At 61.2% G+C, this 449-nt stretch carries 1 protein-coding gene; it reads left to right on the top strand.

Going from position 1 to position 449, the window contains the following annotated elements; translation table 11 throughout:
• The coding region (locus QM600_RS29535; protein ID WP_283265329.1) for a condensation domain-containing protein at positions 1–449 on the top strand (449 nt) is incomplete at both ends.

Below are 449 nucleotides of genomic sequence, written 5' to 3'. Positions count from 1 at the left end.
CGCACGCGGATGTTCCGTTCGAGCGCCTCGTCGAGGCCCTCGATCCGGTGCGCTCACAGGCACATCACCCGCTGTTCCAGGTTGCGCTCACGTTCCAGAACCTCGGCCAGAGTGCTCTCGAATTGCCCGGACTCACTGCCGGCGCAGTCGAATTCGATGCGGCAGTTGCCAAGTTCGACCTCCAGTTCACGCTCGAGGAGTCCGACAAGAACAGCATGTCCGTCACTCTGACGTATGCCACGGATCTGTTCGACGCGTCGACGGCAGCCACATTCGCGGATCGATTCCTTCGGATTCTCCGTGGAGTGGTGGCGGATCCCGCAGTAGCTGTCGGTGATGTGGATGTCCTCGTGGAGGGCGAACGAAACCTACTGTCGGCGTTCAGTGCAAGTTCTGTTGATTCCGGTGTTTCGTCGACGTTGCCGGCGTGGTTCGAGGGTGCGGTGGCG

The organism is Rhodococcus sp. IEGM 1379 (genome assembly GCF_030056815.1).
In the GTDB taxonomy this organism is placed as follows: Bacteria; Actinomycetota; Actinomycetes; order Mycobacteriales; family Mycobacteriaceae; genus Rhodococcus_F.
Note: the sequence above shows the minus strand (reverse complement) of the source record. Positions and strands in the feature narration are given on the sequence as shown.